The following is a 20,815-nucleotide window of genomic DNA, read 5'->3' on the forward strand; positions in this document are numbered from 1 at the left end:
GCCTCAGAACAGGTGCTCGAGCGGCCCTGCCGGGAGGGACAGGGTCAGGAGCTTGCCGAAAAGCAGATAGATGAAGACGGCGATCACGGCGCCGATCAGGAGATCGGTCAGGAACGCCCGGCGTCCGAAGGCGGCCGATGTGGTCGCGAACAAGATGGCCGTGCCGATCATGAAGCCGCCGCCGACGGCGATCAGGACGATGAGGCAGGCAAGCCCGCCGAGAATGAGGATGATCGGCTTCCAGTCGAGACTGTCACGGGGCGGGAGATCGCCGCGCAGGGCGCCGATGGCATTGCCGATGGCGAGCAGGGTCAGACCGGCCGAGACGACGATGGGCATGACCTTGGGGCCGAGATCGTAGGGGGAAAGGATTTGGAGCTTGGTCATGTCCCACCAGACGAGACCGGCCAGGCCGAGAAGAAGGAGCGCGATGACGAGGCCTGCCACGTCGATGCGCCGCTGGTGTGATGTGGTCATAGGTTATCCCAAAAAAGAAGCGCCGCGCTCCGAGAACGCGGCGCCTCCAACGGCCTTTATCTTGAAAATTAAGACTTCACCAGCCCCACGGCGGTGAGCACTTCCTTTGTGCGGGTCTGTTCTTCGGCAAGGATCTTGGCGAAAGCATCGCCGGACACGTAGGAATCCTCCCAGCCCTTGGCCTTCAGGATCTCCTGCCACTCCTTGGACTTGGCCATCTTGTCCATGGCGTCCGTCAGAGCCTTCTTCTGATCGGCGGAGATGCCGGGAGGTGCGACGACGGCGCGCCAGTTGGCGATCTCGAGGTCGACACCCTGTGCCTTGATGGACGGCTGGTCGGCGGTGGCCTTGTTGGCCGGGGTGGTCAAGCCGAGGAGGCGAAGCTTGCCGGCTTTCACCTGACTCTCGAACTCGCCGTAGCCGGAGATGCCGGCCGTCACCTTGCCGCCGAGGATGGCCGCAAGGGCCTCGCCGCCGCCGGAGAAGGGGATGTAGTTGATCTTGGTCGGATCGGCGCCCGCCGCCTTCGCGAAGAGAGCGGCCGCGATGTGGTCGACGCCACCGGCCGAGCCGCCCGCCCAGGTCACCTTGGCCGGATCGGCCTTGATGGCGTCGGCAAGTTCCTTGACGGACTTGATCGGCGAGCTGGCCGGAACCACGATCGCCTCGTATTCCGCGGTCAGGCGGGCGATGGGCGTCGTCTGATCGAGGGTGATCGGCGACTTGTTGGTGAGGAGCGCACCCACCATCACGTAGCCCATGACCATGAGCTGGTTGCCGTCGCCCTTGGAATTGTTCACGAGCTGGGCGATGCCGATGGAGCCGCCGGCGCCGGGAACGTTGGCAACCTGCACGCTCTTGGCGATGCCGGCCTGGGTCAGGGCCTGCTGCATGGAGCGGGCCGTCTGGTCCCAGCCGCCGCCGGGTGCCGCCGGAGCCATGATCTTGAGCTCCATCTGAGCTGCCGCCGATGTCACGAATCCTGCCACGGCCGCCGCAGCAAGAGCGCTGCGCCAAAGACCTTTACGAAAATGGCTCATATGTTTCCTCCACTTGGGGCCGACCTCCAGTCGGCAAATCCGCGGCAGACCCTAATGAGGGAACAGGGGGGCGGCAAGCGGCTTGCCGCTTTATCGTTGTTGAACCTTAGCGTAAGAGCTTCCCGATTCAGGTGAGCAGCCATGCACCCGAAGCAGGGCCGACGGGGGATTTTGCCGGGAGCCGTCCTTATATGAACGAATGCAAGTCGCAGAACTGAGCGGAGACCGCACCATGTCCTCATTCGACGTTGACCTGTTCGTGATCGGGGGAGGATCGGGCGGCGTGCGCGCGGCGCGGATCGCCGCGGGCTACGGGGCGAAGGTCATGCTGGCGGAGGAATACCGGGTCGGCGGGACCTGCGTGATCCGCGGCTGCGTGCCGAAGAAGCTGATGGTCTATGCGAGCCGCTTCGCCGACGATTTCCACGATGCGGAGGGCTTCGGCTGGAGCGTCGGCGGGACACGTTTCGACTGGGCGACCCTGATCCGCAACAAGGACAGGGAGATCGACCGGCTCGAGGGGATCTATCGCGCCAACCTGGAGCGGGCCGGTGTCGAGGTCGTGGACAGCCGCGCGGTGATCGAGGACGCCCATACGGTCCACGTGCTCAAGACCGGCGCGCGCATCCGCGCCCGCATCATCCTGGTGGCGGTCGGAGCCCACCCGACCCTGGAGCCGGTCATTCCCGGCGGGGAGCTGGGCATCACGTCGAACGAGGTCTTCCATCTGGAAAGCCTTCCGAAGCGCATCCTGGTGGTCGGCGGCGGCTACATCGCGGTCGAATTCGCCGGCGTCTTCGCCGGCCTCGGAAGTGAGGTCACGCTCCTCCACCGAGGCGACAAGCTCCTGCGCGGCTTCGACGAGGACGTGCGCGATGCGCTCGGGGAGGCCTATGCCCAGCGTGGCATCAAGCTGGCCCTGAGCAGGACCCTCACCAGTCTCGAGAAGACACCGGACGGCATTGCCGCGACCCTCTCGGACGGCTCGACCATCACCGTCGATCAGGTTCTCGTTGCGACGGGCCGGCGGCCCAACACGACGGGACTCGGCCTGGAGAAGGCCGGCATCACCGTCGACGAGGTCGGGGCCATTCCGGTCGACGGTTATTCCCAGACGATCGTCCCCTCGATCTATGCGGTAGGCGACGTGACCAACCGGGCGAACCTCACGCCCATCGCCATCCGGGAGGGCCATGCCTTCGCCGACACGGTGTTCGGGGCCAAGCCCACCATCGTTGATCACGACCTGATCCCTACAGCCGTGTTCTCGACCCCGGAAATCGGCGTGATCGGCTGCGGCGAGGCGGCAGCCCGGGCGATCTATGGCGATGTGGACGTCTACAAGACCGCCTTCAGGCCCATGAAGGCCACGCTCTCGGGCGGCAAGGACTGGGTCTTCATGAAGCTCATCGTCGACAAGGCGACCGACAAGGTCGTGGGCGTCCATATCATGGGCCACGACGCGGGCGAGATGATCCAGCTCGCCGGCATCGCCGTGACTATGGGAGCCACCAAGGCCGATTTCGACCGCACCGTGGCGGTTCACCCAACGGCAGCCGAGGAACTGGTCACCATGCGGACGCCCGTGGTGGTGAAGAAGCCGGTGGCGGTCGGGTGACAGAATCGTCGCAGCAGCGTAGTGCGCCTCAACACTCGCCTTTTTGAATATGTCGTGTATAGGTGCCTTTTCGTGCCGCTTGTTGCGGTGCACGATGAGCATTGAAGGAAGGATACGGGGGTTAGTGTCATGACCGAGCGGTGGACGCCCGACAGCTGGAGAAACAAGCCGATCCAGCAGGTTCCGGCCTATCCGGACCTTGAGGCGCTTGAGAGCGTCGAGCAGCAGCTCGCCGGCTTTCCCCCGCTCGTGTTTGCGGGTGAGGCCCGCAAGCTCAAGCGGACCCTCGGCAAGGTCGCCAAGGGCGAGGCCTTCCTGCTCCAGGGCGGCGATTGCGCCGAGAGCTTCGCCGAGCACTCGGCCGACAATATCCGCGATTTCTTCCGCCTGTTCCTCCAGATGGCTGTGGTGCTCACCTATGCGGGTGGCTCGCCGGTGGTGAAGGTCGGCCGGGCTGCCGGGCAGTTCGCGAAGCCGCGTTCCGCTCCGACGGAGACCATCGACGGCGTCGAGCTACCGAGCTACCGGGGCGACATCATCAGCGACATCGCCTTCACGCCGGAAGCCCGCACGCCGGATCCGCGCCGCCAGCTCATGGCCTACCGCCAGTCGGCCGCGACGCTCAACCTGATCCGCGCCTTCGCGACCGGCGGCTATGCCAATCTCGAGAATGCCCACCGCTGGATGCTCGGCTTCGTGAAGGATTCCCCGCAATCCTCCCGCTACAGCGAGCTCGCGGAGCGCATCACCGAGAGCCTGAACTTCATGCGGGCCATCGGGATCGATCCCGAGACGCATCCCGAGATGCGCTCGACGGATTTCTACACCAGCCACGAGGCCCTGCTGCTCGGCTACGAGGAGGCCATGACCCGCGTCGATTCCACGACCGGCGACTGGTACGCCACCTCCGGCCACATGCTCTGGATCGGCGACCGCACGCGCCAGCTCGACCATGCCCACGTGGAATACATGCGCGGCATCAGGAACCCGATCGGCCTCAAATGCGGCCCGTCGCTCTCGGCCGATGGGCTGCTCAAGCTCATCGACATCCTCAATCCGGAGGACGAGGCCGGCCGCCTGACCCTGATCTGCCGCTTCGGTGCCGACAAGGTGGGCGACCACCTGCCGGGTCTGATCCGCGCGGTGCAGCGGGAAGGGCGCACGGTGGTGTGGTCCTGCGATCCCATGCACGGCAACACCATCAAGGCGGCCTCGGGCTACAAGACCCGGCCGTTCGAGCGGGTCATGGGCGAGGTGCAGGACTTCTTCGCCATCCATCAGGCGGAAGGGACGCACGCGGGCGGCATCCACCTGGAGATGACCGGCAAGAACGTGACGGAATGCACGGGCGGCGCCCGCGCGCTCACCGATGCCGACCTGCGTGACCGCTACCACACCTATTGCGATCCGCGTCTCAATGCCGAGCAGGCCCTCGAAATCGCCTTTCTGACCTCCGAGCTCATCAAGCGGGAACGCCAGTCAAGGGAACTACCGGCCGCCCTCGCGGCGGAATGAGCGATTGGGCGGACTAGGCAAATAAAAGGGGCGCACCGGGCGCCCCTTTTACTTTACGCGTACGCAACTCTACTCGTATTTTGGCCTAATGAAGCCAGCCAAAGAAGAATAGAAGAAGAATGATCGGCAGAGGAATGCCGATGAGCCAGAGCAGGCCGCCTTTCAACATGTCAGTCTCCCAATGTTTCGTGTGGAAATAACGAACTGGACTGTTGCGGGTTCCCTCAAACCTTGAGCTTCGTAGAAGTTGTTGGATGCTGGATTTCTGCGCAGTGGGAGTCCACGGGAAAGCCTCGCCCTCGCATTGCTGCTGACCCTCTGGCGCGCTAGATCCCCGGTATGGTTCAGAACACCCTCAAGATCGCTCTCGCGCAGCTCAACCCCATCGTCGGCGACGTGGCCGGCAACGAGGAGAAGGCGCGGACCGCCCGTGCCGAGGCGGCCCGGCTCGGGGCCGATATCGTGATGTTCGCCGAGCAGTTCCTCGCGGGCTATCCCGCCGAGGACCTCGTCCTGAAGCCCGCCTTTCAGGATTCCTGCCGCGCCGCCCTCGAACGCCTCGCCCGCGAAACGACGGATGGCGGCCCCGGCATGCTCATCGGCCTGCCATGGCGGGAGGAGGGCGAGCTCTACAATGCCTATGCGCTTCTCGACGGCGGCGCGATCTCGGTGCGCTTCAAGGTCGATCTGCCGAATTACGGCGTCTTCGACGAGAAGCGCAATTTCGCCGCCGGGCCTCTGCCTGGGCCGGTGAATTTCCGCGGCATCCGCTTAGGGATTCCCATCTGCGAGGACATCTGGACCGGCGACGTGGTGGAATGTCTTGCCGAGACGGGCGCCGAGATGCTTCTCGTGCCCAACGGCTCGCCCTATTGGCGCGGCAAGACCGAGGAACGCTTCAACATCGCGGCCGCCCGCGTGACCGAGAGCGGGCTTCCGTTGGTTTATCTCAACCAGGTCGGCGGCCAGGACGAGCTGGTCTTCGACGGCGCGTCCTTCGTGCTGAATGCGGATTGCTCGCTCGCCTGCCAGCTGCCCGCCAATGAGGAGGTCGTCGCGCTCACCACCTGGGTCAAGGACGAGGAAGGCTGGACCTGCCGCGATGCTCCCATCGTCACGGTGGAGGAGGGCGAGGAGGCCGATTACGCCGCCTGCGTCCTGGGGCTTCGCGATTATGTGGAGAAGAATCGCTTTCCGGGCGTGGTGCTGGGCCTGTCCGGCGGCCTCGATTCCGCCATCTGCGCCGCCATGGCGGTGGACGCGCTTGGAACCGAACGGGTTCATTGCGTGATGCTGCCCTACCGCTACACCTCGGGCGAGTCCCTGAGGGATGCGGAAGCCTGCGCGCAGATGCTCGGCGTCCGCTACGACATCCTGCCCATATCCGCGCCGGTCGAAGGGTTCGAGACCGCCCTGGAGCCGATCTTCGCCGGCCGCGAGCGCGACATCACGGAAGAGAACCTGCAGAGCCGCGCCCGGGGCACCATCCTCATGGCGATCTCGAACAAGTTCGGCGCCATGGTGGTGACGACCGGCAACAAGTCGGAAATGTCGGTGGGCTACGCGACGATCTATGGCGACATGAACGGCGGCTTCAATCCGATCAAGGATCTCTACAAGATGGAGGTCTATCGCCTCGCGGCCCTGCGCAACCGCTGGAAGCCCAAGGGGGCGCTAGGGCCGGATGGGATCGTCATTCCCGAGAACATCCTGACCAAGGCGCCCACGGCCGAACTGCGCGAGGACCAGAGGGACCAGGATTCCCTGCCGCCTTATGAAGATCTCGACGCAATCCTGCGGGGTCTCGTGGAGGAGGAGCTGCGTGTCTCCGAGATCGTCGCGAAGGGCCACGATCTCGACACCGTCAAGAAGGTCGAGCGGCTGCTCTACATCGCCGAATACAAGCGCCGCCAAGCGGCGCCCGGCGTGAAGGTCACGCGCAGGAATTTCGGCCGCGATCGCCGCTATCCCATCGTCAACCGCTATCGCGACCCGGGGTCGGAAGCGCACCGGAAGGACGAGGCCCTGGAGCGTGCCATCGGCAAGCCGCGAGTCGGGTCGATGGACGTCTAGGATTCGCTCCACGTCATCACCGGGCTTGTCCCGGTGATCTCGATGGTCTGAAACGCCGAGCCTTTCTGTATCGGGATGGCCGGGACGAGCCCGGCCATGACGGGAGAGGGTGGAAATCTCCGACGGCGGCAGGCGGGGAACGGCACCGAAAACCCTGTCACCCCTTGCGCCGCTCGGTTCCCTTCGCCATAGCATTTGCATGTCCAAGCCCATCGTTCGCTTCGCCCCGTCCCCGACCGGGCACATCCATATCGGCAACACACGCGTCGCCCTGCTCAACGCGCTCTATGCGCGGCGCGAGGGCGGCACCTTCATCCTGCGCTTCGACGATACGGATCTGGCGCGGTCGAAGCAGGAATATGCGGATTCGATTCAAACCGATCTGAATTGGCTCGGCATCCCGCCCGATGTGATCGTCCGCCAGTCGGATCGGTTCGATCTCTATGACGCCGCCGCCGAGCGGCTGAAGGCGGTTGGACGCCTCTATCCCTGCTACGAGACGCAGGAAGAGCTGGAATTCCGCCGCAAGCGCCAGCTCGCCCGCGGCCTGCCGCCGATCTACGACCGGGCGGCCCTGAAGCTCACCGACGAGGATCGCGCCAAGCTCGAACAGGAGGGACGCCGGCCCCATTGGCGCTTCCGCCTCGAGCCGACCAACGTCACCTGGGACGACCTCGTGCGCGGTCCTTGTCACGTGGATTGCAGCTCGCTCTCCGATCCGGTGCTGGTGCGCGAGGACGGGACATATCTCTACACGCTGCCGTCCGTGGTGGACGACATCGAGCTTAAAGTGACCCATGTGATCCGCGGTGAGGACCACGTCACCAACACGGCGGTGCAGATCCAGATCTTCGAGGCTCTGGGAGCCGCTGCTCCCACCTTCGCCCATCACAGCCTTCTGATCACGGCCAGCGGCGAGGGCCTGTCCAAGCGCCTTGGCCACCTCTCGATCAAGGGCTTGCGCGATTCCGGCCTCGAGCCGCAGGCGGTGGCCTCGCTCGCGGTGCTGGTGGGCTCGGCGGAGGCGGTGCGTCCGGTGGCCGATCTCAACGAGCTTGCCCGCCTGATCGACTTCTCACACATCTCCCGCGCACCCGCGAAGTTCGACGAGAGTGAGCTGGAGCACCTGAACGCCCGGCTGATCCACGAGATGCCCTACGAGGCGGCCCGCGAGCGGTTGGCCGCGCTCGACGCGGATGCGGGCGAAGCCTTCTGGCTCGCCGTGCGCGGCAACCTGACGAAGCTTCAGGATGCGGCCGAATGGGCCAAGGTGGTGCGTGGCCCCGTCAGCCCGGTCATCGAGGATCGAGCTTTCATCGAAGCGGCCACGGGCGTCCTGCCGGAGGCCCCCTGGGATGCGACGACCTGGAAAGCCTGGACGGAATCCGTGAAGGCGAAGACCGGCGTGAAGGGCAAGGCTCTGTTCATGCCCCTGCGACTGGCGCTCACCGGGCGCGACCACGGCCCTGAACTGGGAGCGCTGCTGCCGCTCATCGGACCCGAGCGGGCGAAGGTACGGCTGGCAGGGCAGGTGGCCTGAACGAGCCACTGGATCCTGTTTCCTCGCTTCGCTCAGCCTGAAGATAACACCCTCCACGTCATGGCCGGGCTTGTCCCGGCCATCCCCGGCTGCCGTGCCCCCACAGCCCTCATCCTGAGGAGGTCGCTGTGCGACCGTCTCGAAGGACGAGGGCGTCTCCCGTGCGCGCTGGAGCCTCCTTCGAGACGCCGCTTGCAGCGGCTCCTCAGGATGAGGTCGGAGAGGCGGTGAGGACAATCTCATGTTCTCACTTTGTTCTTGACAGCGGGCGCAACCTTGGCTATAACATTGCACAGATCTGCTCCTGACGAGGGGCGCGCTCGCGAGGCGTCGCAGTGTGGGAGCAGGCACGGTCCCGCCGCAGGCCTCGCAATCCTGTGGTCGCGGGAGGTCGACCTTGGCCCTGCCAGCTGGTCCACCTGAAACGAACCGTGCGCGAAGCGGCCGTCCGGCTCTTCCATCAACACACCAGTAGCGAGCCGGGCTGCCCGACGCGCCACCCTCGAACCCTGACGGCCCGCAGCGCAAGCTGCGGGCCCNTGCCAGTTGGTCCACCTGAAAAGAACCGTGCGCGAAGCGGCCGTCCGGCTCTTCCATCTCTCACACCAGTAGCGAGCCGGGCTGCCACTCGCGCCACCCTCGAACACTCACCAGGCTCGCAGCACCCGCTGCGGGCCCGCAGGTGCTGGCTCTTTGACATCAGACACATCCCCCGTCATCCCGGGGCCGCGGGAGCGGAGCCCGGGATCCATAACCGCCGACGGTGCAGGAGGAGACGAGACGCGGCTCGCCCTGTCTTGAGACGTCGCGGTTCTGGCTTCCCGCCTGCGCGGGAATGACAAGGCACCGGTGCCGAGGTGAGCTGCCGTGGGAAGTACAGCCCTGCCATCTGAGCATTTGCGATTGTGCTCCGGAAGTCTTAAATCAGCGGCATGTCAGGAAGGGCGGGGCCCTTCGCCTCAGGGGTTTAGCTTCATGGCCGTCGTTCTCGACCTCCTCAACAAGGACCAGCGTCCTCGCCATCCGGAAAAGGCGCACCGGCCGGACCAGCCCGTTCAGCAGCGCAAGCCGGAATGGATCCGCGTGAAGGCTCCGGGCTCGCCCAAATGGGCCGAGACCAACCGGATCGTCCGCGAGAACAAGCTCGTGACCGTATGCGAGGAGGCGGGCTGCCCCAATATCGGCGAGTGCTGGGAGAAGAAGCACGCCACCTTCATGATCATGGGCGACACCTGCACGCGGGCTTGCGCCTTCTGCAACGTGAAGACCGGCCTGCCGCAGGCACTGGACCCGAATGAGCCGGAGAGCGTGGCGAAGGCGGTGGAGAAGCTCGGCCTGGAGCATGTGGTCATCACCTCGGTTGACCGGGACGATCTGGCCGACGGCGGCGCGCAGCATTTCGCCGATGTGATCCACGCCATCCGGGCCCGCTCGCCCAAGACCACCATCGAGATCCTGACACCCGATTTCCTTCGCAAACCCGGCGCTCTCGAGGTCGTGGTCGCGGCCAAGCCCGACGTGTTCAACCACAATCTGGAAACCGTCCCGTCGAAATACCTCAAGGTCCGGCCCGGCGCGCGCTATTTCCACTCCATCCGCCTGCTGCAGCAGGTGAAGGAGCTGGATCCGACCATCTTCACCAAGTCCGGCATCATGGTCGGCCTGGGCGAAGAGCGGAACGAGGTGCTCCAGCTCATGGACGACCTGCGCTCGGCTGACGTGGATTTCATGACCATCGGCCAATATCTCCAGCCCACGAAGAAGCACCATCAGGTGATCCGCTTCGTGACGCCGGACGAGTTCAAGGCCTATGAAACCACTGCCTATGCCAAGGGTTTCCTCCTGGTCTCCTCGACCCCGCTGACGCGCTCCTCGCATCACGCGGGAGAGGATTTTGCCAAGCTGAAGGCGGCTCGTCTGACGAAGCTCGGCTAGAGGTTCGCGGGAGCCCATGCAGCGCATTCTGGTCATCGGTAGCCCGGGCGCGGGCAAGAGCACCCTGGCGAACCGTCTCGCCGGGCGTCTCGACCTGCCGCTGATCCATCTCGACCGGGAATATTTCGGGCCCGGCTGGACCACGCCGTCCAGGGAGGAGTGGCGCGAGCGGGTCAGAGCGCTCGCGGCGCGGCCGGCCTGGATCATGGACGGAAACTACGCCAGCACCTTCGACATCCGCGTGCCCCGCGCCACGGCGGTCGTCTGGCTCGATCTGCCGCGCTGGCAATGCGCCCTGAGCGTGCTCTGGCGTGTGGCGAGAAACTACGGCCGGTCGAGGCCCGATCTCGGCTCCGCCGGGCCGGAGCGTTTCGACTGGTCCTTCATGCGCTGGATCTGGTCCTATCCCGGCACGATGCGGCCGAAGACGCTTCGCATGCTGGAGCGCCTCCGCCGGGACCAGCAGGTCCATGTGCTGCGTTCCCGTTCCGACATTCCGGCCCTCGAGGCCGCGCTTTCAACCTTCAAAGAGGCCGCCTGAGCATGCCGACCTTTCGCACCACGCGTTCCGTCCAGCATACCCCGGCCCAGATGTTCGCCCTCGTGGCCGATGTGGAGCGCTATCCGGAATTCGTGCCCCTGTGCGAGGACTTGAGGGTCATGCGCCGGGTCCAGAGCGGAGAGGGCATCGAGACCCTCGTCGCCACCATGTCGGTGGGCTACAAGGCCATCAGGGAGACCTTCACCACCCGGGTGACTCTGGACGACCCGCGTCGGAAGATTACGGTCGAGTACGTGGACGGGCCCTTCAAGTATCTGGAAAACCGCTGGACCTTCCGCGAGGCGCCCGGCGGCGGCTGCGAGGTGGAGTTCTACATCAACTACGAGTTCAAGAGCTTTGCTCTTGGCCTGCTCATGGGCTCGGTCTTCGACAAGGCCTTCCGCAAATTCACCGAAGCCTTCGAGGAGCGGGCGGACGAGATCTACGGGGCCCCATCGAAGGCAAAAGCCGGAGCGCGGACCGCCTGATCAGCGAAGAGCCTGCTCCAAAAGCGACAAAGCATCCTCCACCGCCCGACGGCGAATGGTCCCCCGCCCGAGATCGCCATAGCGCCGCTCCAGGTGCACCGTCGCGGCCCCCTTGCGGGCGAGGCCGAAATGGACGAGGCCCACCGGCTTCGTGTCCGTCCCGCCGGTCGGGCCGGCCACGCCCGTGATGCCGACGGCCACGTCCGCCCGGGAATGAGCGAGCGCCCCCTCGGCCATGGCGCGAGCGACGGGTTCGCTGACGGCGCCATGAGCCGCAATCAGGTCTGCCGGGACGCCGATCAGCTCCGTCTTGGCCTCGTTGGAATAGGTCACGAAACCGCGCTCCACCACGGCCGAGGAGCCGGAAATCTCGGTCAGCAACGCCGCCACGAGACCACCGGTGCAGGATTCTGCGGTGGCGATCTTCAGGCCGTTTTCCTTGTAGGCGTCCAGCAGCGCCGCGGCGCGGGTCGTCATCTCGGGCGTCATGCGCTCACCTCCGGCAGGCGGATCGTTGCTGCGGCCTGGGCAGCGATGCCCTCGGCGCGTCCGGTGAATCCAAGCTTCTCGGTCGTCGTCGCCTTGAGCGAGACCTGGTCCAGGCGGAGACCGGCGATCTCGGCGATCCGCTGGCGCATCGCTTCGCGATGCGGGCCGAGCCTTGGCTTCTCGCACAGGAGCGTGGTGTCGAGGTGATCGACGATGCCGCCCCGCTTCGCGACGAGTTCGACCGCGTGGGCCAAGAATTGGTCCGAGGAGGCGCCGCGCCATTGCGGGTCGCTCGGCGGGAAATGAGTCCCGATATCGCCATCGGCAAGAGCACCGAGAATTGCGTCCGTCAGGGCATGCAGGATCACATCGCCGTCCGAATGGGCGAGAACCCCGCGGTCATGGGGCACCCTGATTCCACCGAGCCAGACATGATCGCCATCGCCGAAGGCATGAACGTCGAAACCGGTGCCGAGCCGGGTCACGTAAGCCATTGTTTCGCCTTTCAAACGTCGCTCGGCTTCCTGAAAATCCGACGCATGGGTAAGCTTGATATTGCCGGTGTCGCCATCGAAGACATGCACCGGCAGACCGGCCCATTCCGTCAAGGCACCGTCGTCCGTGAAGGTGTGCAGGCCAGCACTCGCGGCACGGCGGTGTGCATCGAGAAGCAGCGAAAAGCGGAAAGCCTGCGGGGTCTGCACGGCCCTGAGCCTCGATCGGTCCGGCGTGGCGAGCACTTCAGATTGGTCTCCGATCACCTTGATGGTATCGGTGACGGGTGTTCCCGGAACGGCGGCACCCCAGCGCGCGGCGGCCGCAATGGCGCGATCGATCAGGTCGCGGCCGGCAAACGGACGTGCCGCATCGTGAACGAGAACGTATTCCGGCTCCAGGCCTGCCAGGGCTTCCAACCCGCTTCTCACCGAATCCTGCCTTGTTTGCCCCCCACGGGCGCATCGCAGAAGTTTCGGCCCTGGGGATGGCACGACCGCGACGGAATCTTCATAAAGCGCGCGGTCATCGGGATGGATCACCACGACTGTGTGGCTGATGCCGGGGTGCGCGAGAAAGGCCGGCAGTGTCCTCGACAGAACGGGCATCCCTCGCAGCTCCCGATACTGCTTCGGAATCCCTTCGCCCGCTCTTGATCCACGTCCGGCAGCAACGATGAGGGCGGCAACTGACATACAGGATAGCCTCTGTGACAAACGCTCTCCTAAGCGTGACACCGATGGAACGCAAATCCCTGTCGGAGGGGCTTGCGCCTATCGTCGAATTGTCTATTGATTAGGCACAATGAGTTTTGAACAAAAAATAGGCGCGGGCAGCTTCCGCATCGGTCCTGTACGGGTCGAAGCTCCGGCCATTCTCGCGCCCTTGTCCGGCGTTACGGATGTCGCATTCCGGCGTATTGCCAAGCGCCTCGGGGCTGGTCTCGTCGTGTCCGAGATGGTGGCTTCGGACGAGTTGGTCCAAGGCTCGGAGGAGGCGCAGCTGAGAGCTGAAGGAGCCGGGATCGAGCCTCACGTCGTTCAGCTGGCCGGTTGCGAGCCTCACTGGATGGCCGAGGCGGCCCGAGTCGCCGAAGGGGCGGGGGCGCGCATCATCGACATCAATATGGGCTGTCCGGCCAAGCGCGTGATCGGCGGCTATGCCGGGTCGGCGCTCATGCGCGATCTCGATCATGCTGCTCGGCTCATCGAAGCGACGGTGCAGGCTGCCAGCGTGCCGGTGACGGTCAAGATGCGGCTCGGATGGGATCATGACACCATCAACGCGCCTGAACTCGCTCGCCGCGCGGAGAGTCTGGGCGTGCAGGCCGTGACGGTGCATGGCCGGACACGCCAGCAGTTCTATAAGGGACAGGCCGACTGGAACGCTATCGCGGCCATCGTCCGAAGCGTCCGCATCCCTGTGATCGCCAACGGCGATATCGGCTCGCTCGACGATGCGAACCGTTGCCTGTCGGCCTCCGGTGCTGCAGCCGTGATGGTCGGACGCTCCGCTGTCGGCCGGCCCTGGCTCGTGGGTCAGATCGGTGCCGCCCTTCGAGGAGGGACGATTCCCGATCCGTCCCCCGAAGAAATGACAGGGATCGCCGTCGAGCATTACGAGGGTCTCCTGTCTCTCTACGGAGAAAGAACCGGGATCCGCCACGCCCGCAAGCACCTCGCCGCGTATGCCGACGTGGCCATGGAGTCCGGCTTCCATGTTCTGCCGAGCGTACGGACGGCGCTGGTAACATCCGAGGAGCCCCGGACCGTGATCACCTTGCTGCGCTCCCTCTACAGCCGCCAGGATCGGGAGGCGGCATGACGATGACGGCCATGAACGATCTCATCATGAACGCACTTCCGATCCCGGTTCTAACTGTGGGGCCCGAGCATCGGATCGTCCATGCCAATGCGGCAGCGGAGTCCTTCTTCGAGATGAGCTTGCGCATGATGCTGCGTCAGAAGCTCAGCGATTTCCTGCCTTTCGGCTCGCCCGTGATGGCCCTGGTGGAAGATGTCCGCCAGCGCGGCTCCAGCGTCAGCGAGCACCGGGTCGATATCGGCAGCCCACGTCTCGGCGCGGAACGCATCGTCGACGTGTCCGCAAGCCCCCTGGGCGACGACAGCGATCATGTGATCGTCATGCTCCAGGAGCGGACGATTGCTGACAAGATGAATCGCCAGCTGACCCACCGGGGCGCGGCACGATCGATTACGGCCTTGGGTGCGCTGCTGGCGCATGAGATCAAGAATCCCTTGTCCGGCATCCGGGGCGCGGCGCAACTCCTCGAGCAATCGGCCAGCGAGGACGACCGGCTGCTGACGCGTCTGATCTGCGACGAAACCGACCGGATCGTAAAGCTCGTGGAGCGCATGGAGGTGTTCGGCGAGGAACGGCCGGTGGAACGGGGACCCGTGAACATCCATGGCGTGCTGGACCACGTGAAGCGTCTCGCCCAGTCGGGCTTTGCCCGACATATCCGTTTCGTCGAGAACTACGACCCGTCGCTCCCGCCCGTGCTCGGCAACCGCGATCAGCTGATCCAGGTCATCCTGAACCTGGTCAAGAACGCAGCCGAAGCCGTCGGCATCGATGCACCGGATGGCGAGATCATTCTCTCCACGGCCTTCCGCACGGGTGTCCGGCTTCAGGTGCCCGGCTCCCAGGAGCGGGTCAGCCTTCCCATCGAGCTGAGCGTCATTGACAACGGACCGGGCATTCCTCCCGAACTCATGACCGATCTCTTCGACCCGTTCGTGACCACCAAGGTCCAGGGGAGCGGCCTGGGACTTGCCCTCGTGGCGAAGATCGTGGGCGATCACGGCGGCATCGTCGAATGCGAGCCGGCGCCCCGACGAACAACTTTTCGAATTCTCCTGCCCATGCACCGCGCCAATGACGGGCGCGGGGCCGAATTGTGAGATAAGCAATGCCTAGTGGACAGATTCTTCTCGCTGACGACGATGCGGCCATCCGGACCGTCCTGAACCAAGCCCTGTCCCGGGCGGGATATGAGGTCCGCTCGACCAGCAACGCAGCGACCCTGTGGCGTTGGGTCGCTCAAGGGGAGGGCGACCTCGTCATCACGGATGTGATGATGCCGGACGAGAACGCCTTCGATCTCCTGCCCCGCATCAAGAAGATGCGCCCGGAGCTGCCGATTATCGTCATGAGCGCCCAGAACACGTTCATGACTGCCATCAAGGCCTCTGAGCGTGGGGCTTACGAGTACCTGCCGAAGCCCTTCGACCTGAAGGAACTCGTGGCGGTTGTCGGCCGAGCCTTGTCCCGCCCGCGGAACGTCCCGACTGGAGCCAGCCCATCGCCGGAGAACGAGGATATCCCCCTCGTCGGCCGCTCGCACGCGATGCAGGAGATCTATAGGGCGCTCGCCCGGCTGATGCCGACCGACCTCACGGTGATGATCACCGGCGAGTCCGGAACCGGCAAGGAACTCGTCGCAAAGGCCCTGCACGATTACGGCAAGCGCCGGCAGGGGCCGTTCGTGGCCGTGAACATGGCTGCGATTCCGCGTGAGCTCATCGAATCCGAGCTCTTCGGCCATGAAAAAGGTGCCTTCACCGGCGCGACGGCTCGCAATACCGGCCGTTTCGAGCAGGCGGAGGGCGGTACGCTGTTTCTCGATGAGATCGGCGACATGCCCATGGAGGCGCAGACCCGCCTCCTGCGGGTCCTCCAGCAGGGCGAGTACACGACCGTGGGCGGCCGGGTGCCGATCAAGACCAATGTCCGCATCGTAGCGGCCACGAACAAGGATCTGCGCGTGCTGATCCAGCAGGGGCTCTTCCGCGAAGATCTCTATTTCCGGCTCAACGTGGTGCCCTTGCGTCTCCCGCCGCTGCGGGAGCGCGTCGAGGATATCCCGGATCTGGCTCGTCACTTCTTCATGCTTGTGGAGAAGGAGGGACTCGCGCGTAAGCAACTCGATGTGGAGGCCATGGACCGGCTGAAGCGGTACCGCTGGCCGGGTAATGTCCGTGAGCTGGAGAACTTGGTGCGACGCCTGGCGGCCCTGTACCCTCAGGACACTATTACCGGGGCGATCATCGACTCGGAACTCGACTCCCAGCCCCTGCTGCCGCCCCAGCCGGCCGGGAAGGCATCCCAGTCGTCACAGCAGAACGCGGAAGGACTGTCCGATGCGGTGGAACGGCATCTGAACGAGTATTTCTCCGGGTTCAGGGACACTCTCCCGCCTCCCGGTCTCTATCATCGCGTCTTGCGCGAGATTGAAGGCCCGCTGATCGGCGCGGCCCTTGCGGCAACCAGAGGCAACCAGATCCGGGCCGCCGAGCTTCTGGGCGTCAACCGTAACACCCTCCGCAAGAAGGTGCGGGATCTGGAGCTCATGGTGGTCCGCTCCAACCGGGGCTGAGCCTTGGCCGCTGTAATAATTTGACCACAGTGTTGTGTTGGTGCATCACCCCTTAAGGTGGGGTGTCGAAACGACGGCACCCGATTGGGGGCTTCGGATTTTGACCGACCAGAGCACAATGGAACAACGCGGTTCGTCCGAAACGGGCCATGGCTGGCTCATTTGGGTCGGGTATGTTGCTGTGCCTATGGCCCTTGCCTCGGCACTGCTCACCTTCCTCATCCTGGCAGGTGCAACACCGATCCCGCCGACTAACAGCATCGTGCAATGGGTTTTCATCCTGAATGGAATCCTCATTGTCCTGCTCCTCGGGATCGTTGCTTGGCAGTCCCAAAAAATCATTCGAGCAAGACGAGAGGGAGCGGCCGCCGCAGGACTGCATGTCCGGATTGTCGGACTTTTCACGCTCGTTGCTGGAGTGCCTGCCATACTCATCGCCGGCGCCGCATCGGTATCGTTCGAACGCGGGCTCGATTCAAGATTAACGAGTACCATCAAAGACTTGATGACGAACACCGTCGCGATAGCCTACTCCTATCGTGAAATGCAATGCAGGACCCTAGCCCGTGAAACTTTGTTGATGGCCTCTGATTTGAGCCGCGCCCTCAACCTCTATGATGCGGACCAGAAGTTCTTTCGCGAGTTCATGAGCTCACGCGCTCGATCGTTGGGGCTTCCCGTAGCGATGGTCGTCGAGCCCAATGGCTCGATTCTGGAACGGATCGTCGGCAAGGCCCTTCCGGATCTGCCTGAGCCCACTCAGGCTGATCTTGAAGATGTGAACACCGAAGAGCCCATCTGCCTTCTTCCCGGAAACGGGAATATCTTACGGTCCGTTCTCAAGCTCAGCGATAGCAAAGGCCGCATTCTGTACGTGGCGCGTGAAGTGGACCGCCAAGCGATGGAATTCCCAGCCGTGGCTGAGAATGGCGTGGCCTTTTATGCCGCTCTCGACCAGAAAAAGGCAGGGCTTCAATTCGCCTTCGCGTCGATGTTCATACTGATCGCGTTGATCGTTCTCCTCTCGGCTGTCTGGTTCGGGCTGAACTTCGCTAACCGACTCGTCGCCCCGATCCGGCGTCTCATCCACGCCACCGACCAGGTGGCGACCGGCAATTTCTATGTTCAAGTGCCTGTGAAGCGGGGCGAGGGCGATCTCGGACATCTGGGCGAGACCTTCAACAAGATGACCTCCGAACTGCGGCGCCAGCACGATGGGCTCACGGCGGCCAGCGATCTGATGGACCGGCGGCGTCGGTTTACAGAAGCCGTTCTGGCGGGCGTTTCGGCCGGGGTCATCGGCGTCAATGCGAGGGGGCAGATCACCATCGTTAATCCGTCGACGGAGGCCCTGCTCGGCAGCTCGCACAAAGAATTGCTCGGCCAACCGATCACCATGGTTCTCCCCGAGGTGACCCCGCTCGTCGAGGAAATGAGCCAGGGCCGCCAGCGCCTGATGCAGCAGCAGATCCACATTTCCCGCAAGGGCAAGGAACGTACCATCAACGTTCGTGTGACAAGCGAGCAGGCGCGCGGGGGACAGAGGGACCTCGTCATCACCCTGGACGACATCACGGATCTCGTGCTGGCGCAGCGCACCTCCGCCTGGGCGGATGTGGCGCGGCGCATTGCGCACGAGATCAAAAATCCTCTCACGCCCATCCAGCTCTCGGCCGAGCGCATCCGCCGGAAATACGGCAAGGTGATCACCACGGACCGGGAGGTGTTCGATCAATGCACGGACACCATCGTCCGGCAGGTCGACGACATCAAGCGCATGGTCGACGAGTTCTCGTCCTTCGCCCGCATGCCGAAGCCGACCATCGGAGACGAGGATCTGGCCGAGACGATTCGGCAGGTGATCTTCATGATGAAGATCGCCCATCCCGAGATTCAGTTCGTCGACCAGGTGCCGCCTGGGTCCCTCATCGCCCCTTTCGACCGTCGGCTCGTCTCGCAAGCGGTGACGAACATCGTCAAGAACGCAACCGAGGCGATTGCTGCGGTGCCGGAGAACGAGAGAGGCCAGGCGCAGATCTCGGTTCTGCTCGATGACACGCACCCCGATTATCTGATCCTGGCGGTCACGGATAACGGCAAGGGTTTTCCGGTCGAAGGCCGACAGCGCCTTTTGGAGCCCTACATGACGACGCGCGAGGGTGGAACCGGACTGGGGCTGCCAATCGTTGCAAAGATTCTGGAAGACCATGGAGGTGGCATGGAACTCGCCGACAATCCAGCCGGCAGGGGTGGGCAGGTTCGCATGTGGATCCCAAAAACGAAGCAAGTTGTATCGGAAGAGACATCGGCCGCTTCCAGCCGAAACGACTCCCGCAGGGCAAGCCTATGAGCGCTGATATTCTCGTCGTCGACGACGAAGTCGATATTCGTGAACTGGTGGCCGGCATTCTCGAGGATGAAGGGAACCGCACCCGCACGGCCGGGACGTCCGATGAGGCATTGGCCGCCATCGAGACCCGGCGTCCACACCTCGTGTTCCTCGACATATGGCTGCAGGGAAGCCGGCTCGACGGACTTCAGGTGCTTGAGATCATCAAGTCCCAGCACCCCGACCTGCCGGTCGTGATGATCTCAGGGCATGGCAACATCGAGACGGCCGTCTCCGCCATCAAGGCAGGCGCTTACGATTTCATCGAGAAGCCGTTCAAGGCGGATCGCCTTGTTCTCGTTGCCGAGCGCGCCCTGGAAGCCTCCCGCCTGAAGCGGGAGGTTCGCGATCTGCGCTCGCGTTCGGTTCAAGCCAGCCGCATCGCCGGCCGGTCGATCATCATCAACCAGCTCAGGCAGGCGGTGGAGCGGGCGGCGCCGACAAATGCCCGTATCCTGATTACGGGCGCACCCGGTTCCGGCAAGGAACTGACGGCCCGGACCATTCACAGCCTCTCGACGCGAGCGAATGGCCCATTCGTCGTTCTCTCGGCCGCAACGATCACACCCGAAACCATGGAGGCGGAGCTCTTCGGCACCGAAGGCGGCGAGGGGGGCGGGCGGCGTGTCGGCGCTCTCGAAGAGGCCCACGGCGGCACCCTCTACATCGACGAGATCGCCGACATGCCCCGAGAGACGCAGAACAGAATTCTGCGCGTCCTCGTCGATCAGAACTTCCAGCGCATCGGCGGGACGACGCGGGTCCACGTGGACGTCCGAATTGTCTCGTCCTCCAGCCGAGACCTTCCCGCGGCCATCGCGGCGGGCCAGTTCCGGGAGGACCTGTTCCATCGGCTCGGCGTCATCCCGATCCGGGTTCCGTCTCTCGCGGAGCGCCGCGAGGATGTGCCGGAGCTGATCGAATTCTTCATGGAGCAAATTTCGTCGACGACCGGCCTGCCGAAGCGGCGCATTGCCGAGGACGCCATGGCGGTCCTGCAATCCCACGACTGGCCCGGTAACGTGCGTCAGCTCCGCAACAACGTGGAACGGCTGATGATTCTCACCTCGGGGGACCCCGACGCCGAGATCACGGCTGACATGTTGCCTACGGAGATCGGCGCGCTCGTTCCCAGCACCCCGGGCGGGGCGGGGGGCGAGAAACTCATGAGCCTGCCCCTTCGTGAGGCGCGCGAGATCTTCGAACGGGAGTATCTGCTGGCGCAGATTGCCCGGTTCAGCGGCAATATCTCGAGGACGGCTGAGTTCATCGGCATGGAGCGTTCGGCGCTGCACCGGAAGTTGAAATCCCTCGGAATTGGCGGCTGAGGCCCCAGAGCCGATGGGGGCGGGCGCTCCTCCCGCCTCTTCGGAAGGTGGAAAACCTACAATCCACGGGAAAATATAATCCCAGGGTGGTAGAAGTCTTGGCTGCCTCTTGCCGAACGCTGCCGTTCGCCCTGTAATAGATCTGCCGGTCACCGACCGCACGAAAGCGGACAACCATATCCAGGCGGCCCCATAGCCAAGACCGGCGGCGATGGGCTGGCGAGGCAACTTCAATGGCGGGCGATCGCGCGCAGAATCTTCAGGACACTTTTCTGAACTACGTCCGGAAGCAAAAAATTCCCCTGACGATCTTTCTCGTGAACGGGGTAAAGCTTCAGGGCGTCGTCACCTGGTTCGACAACTTCTGCGTCCTTCTGCGCAGGGATGGTCATTCCCAGCTGGTTTACAAACACGCCATTTCCACCATCATGCCAGGGCAGCCCGTCCAGTTGTTCGACCAGATCGACGAGGCTGGCGAGAAGGCTTGA

17 protein-coding genes are annotated in these 20,815 nt (G+C 64.2%); 13 read left to right on the forward strand and 4 right to left on the reverse strand.

Translation table 11 applies throughout. The annotated features are described in order from the left end of the window. Window positions 1–3 precede the first annotated feature (3 nt). Window positions 4–477: a tripartite tricarboxylate transporter TctB family protein gene (locus DDF70_RS18065; protein WP_114946254.1), complete on the reverse strand. Its 474-nt coding sequence runs from the start codon at window positions 475–477 to the stop codon at window positions 4–6. A 68-nt stretch (window positions 478–545) separates the two neighbouring features. Next, window positions 546–1,517: a Bug family tripartite tricarboxylate transporter substrate binding protein gene (locus DDF70_RS18070; protein WP_114946255.1), complete on the reverse strand. Its 972-nt coding sequence runs from the start codon at window positions 1,515–1,517 to the stop codon at window positions 546–548. Window positions 1,518–1,749: 232 nt separating this feature from the next. Here DDF70_RS18070 and gor point away from each other — a divergent pair, with 232 nt between their 5' ends. From gor to DDF70_RS18105, 7 genes are all read left to right on the forward strand, one after another. Further along, window positions 1,750–3,135, forward strand: coding sequence for a glutathione-disulfide reductase (gene gor / locus DDF70_RS18075; protein ID WP_114946256.1), 1,386 nt, complete (start codon window positions 1,750–1,752; stop codon window positions 3,133–3,135). A gap of 129 nt (window positions 3,136–3,264) precedes the next feature. After that, window positions 3,265–4,650 carry a class II 3-deoxy-7-phosphoheptulonate synthase gene (locus tag DDF70_RS18080; RefSeq protein WP_114946257.1) on the forward strand — a complete coding sequence of 462 codons (1,386 nt, stop codon included), beginning with the start codon at window positions 3,265–3,267 and terminating at the stop codon, window positions 4,648–4,650. A 339-nt stretch (window positions 4,651–4,989) separates the two neighbouring features. Further along, a complete protein-coding gene (locus tag DDF70_RS18085; RefSeq protein ID WP_114946258.1) occupies window positions 4,990–6,723 on the forward strand; it encodes an NAD+ synthase in 1,734 nt (577 codons plus the stop codon). Between the two features lie 199 nt (window positions 6,724–6,922). Continuing rightward, window positions 6,923–8,263: a glutamate--tRNA ligase gene (gene gltX, locus DDF70_RS18090; RefSeq protein ID WP_114946259.1), complete on the forward strand. Its 1,341-nt coding sequence runs from the start codon at window positions 6,923–6,925 to the stop codon at window positions 8,261–8,263. 975 nt (window positions 8,264–9,238) lie between these two features. Continuing rightward, window positions 9,239–10,198, forward strand: a complete 960-nt coding sequence (gene lipA / locus DDF70_RS18095; protein ID WP_009491232.1) for a lipoyl synthase — start codon at window positions 9,239–9,241, stop codon at window positions 10,196–10,198. Between the two features lie 16 nt (window positions 10,199–10,214). Then, a complete protein-coding gene (locus DDF70_RS18100; protein ID WP_114946260.1) occupies window positions 10,215–10,739 on the forward strand; it encodes a P-loop NTPase family protein in 525 nt (174 codons plus the stop codon). A gap of 2 nt (window positions 10,740–10,741) precedes the next feature. Further along, window positions 10,742–11,227, forward strand: a complete 486-nt coding sequence (locus DDF70_RS18105; protein ID WP_114946261.1) for a type II toxin-antitoxin system RatA family toxin — start codon at window positions 10,742–10,744, stop codon at window positions 11,225–11,227. On the opposite strand, the gene DDF70_RS18110 is transcribed toward DDF70_RS18105, so the two are convergent. After that, on the reverse strand, window positions 11,228–11,716 hold the full coding sequence (locus tag DDF70_RS18110; protein WP_114946262.1) for a CinA family protein: 489 nt from the start codon (window positions 11,714–11,716) through the stop codon (window positions 11,228–11,230). Continuing rightward, window positions 11,713–12,906 (reverse strand): bifunctional 2-C-methyl-D-erythritol 4-phosphate cytidylyltransferase/2-C-methyl-D-erythritol 2,4-cyclodiphosphate synthase, encoded by a 1,194-nt coding sequence (locus DDF70_RS18115; RefSeq protein WP_114946263.1) that lies wholly within the window; start codon window positions 12,904–12,906, stop codon window positions 11,713–11,715. Before DDF70_RS18115 ends, DDF70_RS18110 begins: the two co-directional genes overlap by 4 nt. 109 nt (window positions 12,907–13,015) lie before the next feature. Between DDF70_RS18115 and dusB the strand changes: the two genes are divergently transcribed. From dusB to hfq, 6 genes are all read left to right on the forward strand, one after another. Next, a complete protein-coding gene (gene dusB, locus DDF70_RS18120; protein ID WP_114946264.1) occupies window positions 13,016–14,035 on the forward strand; it encodes a tRNA dihydrouridine synthase DusB in 1,020 nt (339 codons plus the stop codon). 2 nt (window positions 14,036–14,037) lie between these two features. Next, entirely contained in the window at window positions 14,038–15,135 is a 1,098-nt protein-coding gene (locus tag DDF70_RS18125; RefSeq protein WP_114946292.1) for a two-component system sensor histidine kinase NtrB, read from the forward strand. Between the two features lie 8 nt (window positions 15,136–15,143). Further along, window positions 15,144–16,610, forward strand: a complete 1,467-nt coding sequence (ntrC, locus tag DDF70_RS18130) for a nitrogen regulation protein NR(I) (RefSeq protein ID WP_114946265.1) — start codon at window positions 15,144–15,146, stop codon at window positions 16,608–16,610. A 118-nt stretch (window positions 16,611–16,728) separates the two neighbouring features. Then, window positions 16,729–18,960 carry a sensor histidine kinase NtrY-like gene (locus DDF70_RS18135; RefSeq protein WP_425374090.1) on the forward strand — a complete coding sequence of 744 codons (2,232 nt, stop codon included), beginning with the start codon at window positions 16,729–16,731 and terminating at the stop codon, window positions 18,958–18,960. After that, window positions 18,957–20,327 (forward strand): nitrogen assimilation response regulator NtrX, encoded by a 1,371-nt coding sequence (ntrX, locus tag DDF70_RS18140; protein WP_114946267.1) that lies wholly within the window; start codon window positions 18,957–18,959, stop codon window positions 20,325–20,327. Before DDF70_RS18135 ends, ntrX begins: the two co-directional genes overlap by 4 nt. 233 nt (window positions 20,328–20,560) lie before the next feature. After that, the gene (gene hfq / locus DDF70_RS18145; protein WP_009491222.1) at window positions 20,561–20,815 is read left to right on the forward strand and encodes an RNA chaperone Hfq; all 255 of its coding nucleotides are present in this window, start codon (window positions 20,561–20,563) and stop codon (window positions 20,813–20,815) included.

Source organism: Microvirga calopogonii, from assembly GCF_003347665.1.
GTDB classification, from domain to species: domain Bacteria; phylum Pseudomonadota; class Alphaproteobacteria; order Rhizobiales; family Beijerinckiaceae; genus Microvirga; species Microvirga calopogonii.